Annotated in this window: 7 protein-coding genes; 1 reads left to right on the top strand and 6 read right to left on the bottom strand. The window is 64.4% G+C overall.

Going from position 1 to position 6678, the window contains the following annotated elements:
- A partial coding sequence (locus EOA28_RS20000; RefSeq protein ID WP_128315200.1) for a diguanylate cyclase occupies positions 1 to 991 on the top strand: 991 nt, incomplete at its 5' end.
- A gap of 494 nt (positions 992 to 1485) precedes the next feature.
- Here EOA28_RS20000 and rpmG read toward each other — a convergent pair.
- The 6 genes from rpmG to rnr all read right to left on the bottom strand — a co-directional run.
- Entirely contained in the window at positions 1486 to 1653 is a 168-nt protein-coding gene (gene rpmG / locus EOA28_RS19990; protein WP_006201775.1) for a 50S ribosomal protein L33, read from the bottom strand.
- 156 nt (positions 1654 to 1809) lie between these two features.
- The gene (locus EOA28_RS19985) at positions 1810 to 2268 is read right to left on the bottom strand and encodes a hypothetical protein (protein WP_127386062.1); all 459 of its coding nucleotides are present in this window, start codon (positions 2266 to 2268) and stop codon (positions 1810 to 1812) included.
- Between the two features lie 93 nt (positions 2269 to 2361).
- Positions 2362 to 3537 (bottom strand): MFS transporter, encoded by a 1176-nt coding sequence (locus EOA28_RS19980; RefSeq protein ID WP_126060507.1) that lies wholly within the window; start codon positions 3535 to 3537, stop codon positions 2362 to 2364.
- 20 nt (positions 3538 to 3557) lie between these two features.
- The gene (locus EOA28_RS19975; protein ID WP_127250152.1) at positions 3558 to 4298 is read right to left on the bottom strand and encodes an NUDIX hydrolase; all 741 of its coding nucleotides are present in this window, start codon (positions 4296 to 4298) and stop codon (positions 3558 to 3560) included.
- 88 nt (positions 4299 to 4386) lie between these two features.
- Entirely contained in the window at positions 4387 to 4833 is a 447-nt protein-coding gene (locus EOA28_RS19970; RefSeq protein ID WP_127250153.1) for a DUF983 domain-containing protein, read from the bottom strand.
- Positions 4833 to 6678 (bottom strand): ribonuclease R (rnr, locus tag EOA28_RS19965; protein WP_128315199.1); only part of this gene is annotated, 1846 nt, incomplete at its 5' end. The genes EOA28_RS19970 and rnr, both read right to left, overlap by 1 nt.

The raw sequence follows: 6678 nt of genomic DNA, 5'->3' as shown, positions 1-6678 counted from the left end.
GCTCAGGCTGCGCGCCTCGACCACGCGCAATATCGGGATCGAGGAACTTCTGAGCCGTGATTTCGCGACCGAAGACGTCAAGCCGAAGGTGCTTCTCATCGACGAGCGCAGATCCTCGGTCGAACGCATCCAGAAGATGCTGCGCCTCAGCGCCGAGCTCGATGTCGCGACCGATCCAAATGCAGGGTTCTTCCAGGCGGCGGAGATGCCGTATGAATGCGTGCTGATCTCGACCGCCTTCTCCGGCTTCGATGCGCTGAGGCTTTGCTCGCAACTGCGTTCGCTCGACCGCACCCGCTTCCTGCCGATCATGCTGCTCGCTGACGAGGGTGAGGAGGGCCGCATCCTGCGCGGACTGGAGCTCGGCATCAACGACTACCTGATCCGGCCGATCGACCAGCACGAGCTGATGGCGCGGCTGCGCACACAGGTGCGGCGCAAGCGCTACAACGACCAATTGCGCGCCAGCGTTGCCCAGACGATCGAGATGGCGGTGATCGACGGGCTGACCGGGCTGCACAACCGGCGCTACCTCGACAGCCACCTGCAGACGCTGTTCGATCGCGCCGCAGCGCGGCGGCGGCCGCTGTCGGTGATGATCACCGATCTCGACCGCTTCAAGTTGATCAACGACACCTATGGCCATGACGGCGGCGACGATGTGCTGCGGGAATTCGCCAGACGGCTGCGCAAGAATGTGCGCGGCATCGATCTCGCCTGCCGCTTCGGCGGGGAGGAGTTCGTCGTGGTCATGCCCGACACGGACGGCGCGGTCGCCGAGAAGGTGGCCGAGCGCATCCGCGCCGAGATCGCCCAGGCGCCTTTTGCCATCGGGAACGACGGCAAGACGATCGAGGTGACCGTCAGCGTCGGCGTATCCTCGCTTCTGAACGGAACCGACAGCGTCGCGGCACTGATGAAGCGCGCCGACCTTGCGCTCTATGAAGCCAAAAGCGGCGGCCGCAATCGGGTGGTCGCCAAGGCGGCTTGAAGCGCCTCGCCATCTTCCCGACCCGCTGTTTATGCTTTAGATTTAGATTTCGCGCATGTTCGCGCTTCAGCGGCGTGCCTGCAAAGGCGCCGATTCCCGGCCGTCCCTACAAGGTTAGGAATTTACCTTAACCCAAGCGATTCGCGAGCGGTGGTTAAGAAATGGTTGATTTTTATAAGGTCTTGCGCAAATCTGCGGCATAGACAGAAGGCAAGGCCGGCACGAGGGTAGACTAGCCGGCTCGATCCGAAAAATACCCCATGATGCTCAGGTCCGCCGCATCTCCTGGGTCCGTGGGGTCGGCCGGCCGGCGCTGGCACATAGTGGCCTCCTCGTACCGCTGCCAAACGCCGACCGGCCCCCTTTTTTTCAAGACTGAACCGACCGCGAACCAGCGCTGAACAGCGGCGCGGCTACCTTGCCGCCGGTCCCTCCTGAAAACAAAAACGCCGCCCCAAGGGCGGCGCTTTTGGCTTACGCGGCGGGAAACCGGATTACTTGATCTTGGTTTCCTTGAACTCGACGTGCTTCTTGGCGACCGGATCGTACTTGCGGAACGAGAGCTTGTCCGTCTTGGTACGGCTGTTCTTGCTGGTCACGTAGAAGAACCCGGTGTCGGCGGTCGACAGAAGCTTGATCTTGATGTTTGCGGCTTTGGCCATGATGTTCGTCCGTTAATGTTCGTGGAGTTTTGGCCGCTGGAGCACGGGGAAAACACCCGGACGCGGGAAACTTGGCGCGACACATAAAGAACGCGCCCGGAAAGTCAAGCCCGGGCGCCTTCTTCGTCTAATTTCGGCATGGGCGATTTCACCGCTTCAAGCGCTATGCTCGACCAGCTGCCCCTTCTTTTTCCAGTCGCCGGTCGTGTTCCACCTGCGATTCGGATTGGCGCGGTCGTCCAGGCCCTTGGAGCGGCTGGCGAGCAGCGGCTGGATGCGGATGACGGGCTCCTGATAGGAATGGGCCTGGAATATCGCCTCGACGACACGGGCGGCGAGCGCCTGGTCGTCAGCGATCTCGAATGACACTTCGACGGTGCCCGGCCGCCGGCGCAGTTCGTTCTCGGCGCCGGCGGCGGCGCCGTCGAGCGGCCGATAGCGCTCGATGCCCTGCGCCGACTGATAGGCGTTGCTGTCATATTTGCCCATGCGCAGCGGCGTTATCGCCACTACCGCCTCCATGATACGCTCGACATCGGCAACCGGCGCCTGGAATGTGACGAGCAGAAGCAGTTCCATCCTGAGGGATTTGGTTTCAAAGCCGCTGTCGATCATCGCAATTCTCCTGCCTGGCGTTGGAGCCAAGGTATAGCAGGGGTGCTGCTGACACGGTGATGTCAGGATGTCCGATGCCGGCGGCGTCCGCCGCTAGAGAATCTTGCGCACCAGCCTGACCAGGACCAGAAGCATGTAGGCGGCGAAGAAGATGGCCAGCGACCAGCCGAAGCCCGAGGGGCCGAAGGCGTCCATGCCGATGCCGATCGCCTGCGGACCGATCACCATGCCGACCCCGTAGCACAGCACGAAGGCCGCGTTGGCGGATGCCAGCTCATGGCCGGAAAGCTGCGAGCCGAGATGGGCAAGGCCGATCGTGTACATGGCCGCGACGACGCCGCCCCAGACAAACAAAAGGGCGGCCATAAGATGCCAGTTCTGCGCGAAGAAGGGCATGAATACGGTGCCGATCAGGCCGACGGTGGCGCAGCCCAGAAGCAGATGGCGCCGATCCGAGACACGGTCGCTGATCATGCCGATCGGGATCTGCAGAAGCACGTTGCCGAGCCCGATCATCGTCAGCAGAAGTGCAGCGTCGGCCTCCGAATAGCCGATCCGGCTGCCATAGACGGGGAAGAGCGAGAAACCGCCGGTCTCGACCGCGCCGAAGACAAGCACGGCGAAGGTCGCGGTCGGCACCAGCCAGATGTAGCGCAGGAAATGGCTGGTCTCGCTCTCGGCGACGATTGTCGGGCTCTCGTTGCGGGCCGCCAGCACCGGAATCGCGGCAAGCGTCACCAGCGCTATGGTGACGCCGAATGGCAGGAAGCCCGAACTGCCGAGATGGGCGAACAGCCAGGGTCCGGCGGCGAAGCCGAGCGACAGCACGGTGGCGTAGATGCCAAGCACAAGGCCGCGGCGGTTCGGCGGCGCGGAGGTGCTGATCCAGAATTCCGACAGGATGAACAGCACCGTCAGCGAGATATGCAGGGCGACGCGGAGCGGGAACCACATCCAGAAATCCGGCGCGAAGTGAAAGCCGACGAAGGCGAGCGCGCCGATGGCGATCATCAACAGCATGGTCCAGGCGACGCCAAGCCGCATGGCAAGCGGGGTTGCCAGAGGCGCGCCGGCGATCGAGGCGAGGCCGGCGACGGCCGTGTTGAGGCCGATCATCGATGCGGAGTGGCCGCGGCTTTCCAGAATGACGCTGAGCAGCGGCATGCCGAGGCCGATGGCGATGCCGACGACGCTGATCGAGGAGATAGCCGCGACCATCGGCAGCCAGTGTACGCGTTCGTCGCCCTGTTGTTGGGTATCGACCGTCATGGGACCAAAATGCTCTGCTTCTAAAGAACTTCGCGGACGAAGCGGTTGCGGACGAGCCGGAAGAACGGCACGGCGCCGCCCGGCCGCAGCAAGGGATCGTCTGCAAGCCGACCTTCCAGTTCTTCCAGGATCATGCCGGTGATGTCCGGGATGTCGGCCTTGCGGGCATCGGCAAGCGGCAGCCAGACGAGTTCCTCCAGCTCGTTGGTCGGGCCGCCGCCGGGCAATTCCACGGCAACGTCGTGGCGCCAGGCGCTGAAGAAGCGCGTGTCGAAACGGCGCACGCGATTGGGCGGGGTGATGGCGCGGGCGACGAAGCGGAGCACGTCCAGCGACGGGATGACGCCATGTTCGGCGAAACCCTGCCAGTCGCGCTTCGCGGTCGAGAAGGCGCCCTTGCGGCCGATCAGCAGGCCGGCTTCCTCATAGGTCTCGCGAATCGCCGACAGGGCGATTGCTTGCGCCCGCGCCGCGCTGGCCCGGCCGGGGCCGGCGACCAGCTTTTTCTCTTCTTCGCCGCGCAGAGGCGCGCCGACGGCAATGCAGCTGTCCGCGGGATCGGTGCGGCCGCCGGGAAAGACGTATTTTCCGGGCATGAAGGCATGCCTGGCGTGTCGCCTGCCCATCAGCACCAGGACATCCTTGCCCTGGCGATCGAGCAGAATAAGGGTCGCGGCATCACGCGGACGCAGCGCCCGGCCGCTGCGCACGGCCAGGCCCTTATCGGGCTTGTCGACATCCGCCTTGGTCATTCCTTCCATGCGCCCGACCTAGCGGAAACTTCCTTGCTGTGAAAGTGGCTTGCGCGTCGCGGCTTTTGAACCAGGGCGGACAGCGGTGCGACCTGGCTTACGAATGGCTCTCGAATTCATCCTTCTCGCCGCCGAAGCCGTGCATATAAAGCGCCCATTGCAGGCCGATGACGGCGCCCTTGACCGGTTGCAAAAGTGCGAGCGCGAGAATGATGGTCAGCGGCACCCAGATCAGCGCGTGCTGTAAGTTTGACAGCGTGGTGGTCGCCTCCACTGCCATGAACGAGCCAACCACGATGTGGCCGACAATGACAATGACCAGATAGGCAGGCAGGTCGTCCGCGCGATGGTGATGGATCTCCTCGCCACAGACGCTGCACGTGTCGACGGTCTTGGTGAAGGCGTAAAACAGCTTGCCTTCGCCGCAACGCGGGCAACGGCCGAGAAGGCCGGGCTTGATCGCCGTCCACAGCGGACGGGCGACACGGCCAGAGTGATGCTCGCCACCAAAAACCTGTTCTTCCACATGCGAATCGCCTGGCATCATCTTCTCCTGCCGCGCGGACCGACGCGCGGTTGCGACGCGCGGGCGCGGCCCTTGGCCTTGTGGAACGACCGCCTCGAGCCGGGCAGGGGCTTCGGGTCGGTCAGCATCTCGAAACGCATCGCACCGGCCATCGGCGCGACTTCGACCAGCCGAACTTCGACGCGGTCGGCAAGCTGATAGCCTTTGCCGGTGCGTTCGCCGAACAGCGATCGGGCGGTTTCGTCATAGATATAGTAGTCGCCGCCCAGAGTTGACACCGGAATAAAGCCGTCGGCGCCATACTGCGGCAATTGGACAAACAGCCCCGCCTTGGTGACGCCGGAGATGCGCGCGTCGAACGTGTCGTTGACGCGCTCGGCGAGATAGGCGGCGATCAGCCGGTCGACCGTATCGCGCTCGGCGGCCATGGCGCGGCGTTCCGTGGCCGAGATCAGCGCGGCGACCTCTTCCAGCCGGTCCGCCTCCTGCTGCGTCAGCCCGCCAGGCCCAAGTCCAAGCGCCGAGATAAGCCCCCGGTGGACGATCAGATCGGCATAGCGGCGGATCGGCGAGGTGAAATGCGCGTAGCGACGGAGGTTGAGGCCGAAATGGCCGATGTTCTTCGGCGAGTACTCCGCCTGGCTCTGCGAGCGCAGCACCACTTCGTTGACCAGCGCCTCGTTGTCGGCACCGCGCACCCGCTCCAGAATGCCGTTGAACTGGCTGGGCCGCATCTGCGCGCCGCGCGCCAGAGACAGGCTGAGCGTTTGCAGGAACTCACGCAGCGATTCCTGCTTGGCGAGCGACGGCGCGTCATGGATGCGGTAGACGAGGGGCTCTTTCTTGCCCTCCAGGGTCTCGGCGGCCGCGACATTGGCCTGGATCATGAACTCCTCGATGAGCTTATGCGCGTCGAGACGCTCCGGCACGACGACCCGGTCGACGGTGCCGTCCGGCTTCAGCAGGATCTTGCGTTCCGGCAGGTCGAGCTCCAGCGGCTGGCGGGCGTCGCGGCCGCGCTTCAGCACGGCATAGGCATCCCAGAGCGGCTTCAGGACGCTGTCGAGGAGCGGCCGGGTCTTGTCGTCGGGCACGCCGTCGATCGCGGCTTGCGCCTGCGGGTAGGCGAGCTTGGCCGCCGACTTCATCATCACACGGTGGAAGGAATGGCGCAGCTTTCGGCCTTCCGAGGAGAAGGTGATGCGCACCGCGATGGCCGGCCGGTCCTCGCCTTCGCGCAGCGAGCAGAGGTCGTTGGAGATGCGTTCGGGCAGCATCGGCACGACCCGGTCCGGGAAATAGACCGAATTGCCGCGCTTCAGGGCTTCGCGGTCGAGCGGCTTTCCATAGCGCACATAGGCCGCGACATCGGCGATCGCCACGGTGACGACGACGCCGCCGGGATTCTTCTCGTCCGTGTCGGGCGTGGCGAAGACAGCATCGTCATGGTCCTTGGCGTCGGCCGGATCGATGGTCACCAAAGGCAGGTCGCGCCAATCCTCGCGGTGATCGAGCGTCGGCGGTTTCACCGCTTCGGCCTCGGCAATCACGTCCGCGGGAAAGACATGGGGAATGTCGTGGGCATGGATGGCGATCATCGAGACCGCCTTTTCGCTGCTCAAGGATCCCAGCACGGCCAGCACTTTTGCCCTGGGCAGCCCGTAACGGGATGCCCGCGCCGGCTCGACCTCGACGAGATCGCCGTTCCGGGCGCCATTCTGGAATTCCTTGTCGACGATCAGCTCCGGCTGGCGGCGTTCGACGGGCTCGATGCGGAACGTGCCGTCCTTCAGCACGCGGAAGACGCCGAGCACCGCGTCGCTGCGCTTCTCGAAGATCTTCATCACCCGGCCGGTATAGGCG

It is taken from the genome of Mesorhizobium sp. M2A.F.Ca.ET.067.02.1.1 (assembly GCF_004023285.1).
Classification (GTDB): domain Bacteria; phylum Pseudomonadota; class Alphaproteobacteria; order Rhizobiales; family Rhizobiaceae; genus Mesorhizobium.
This window is presented reverse-complemented; position numbering and strand designations above follow the sequence as displayed.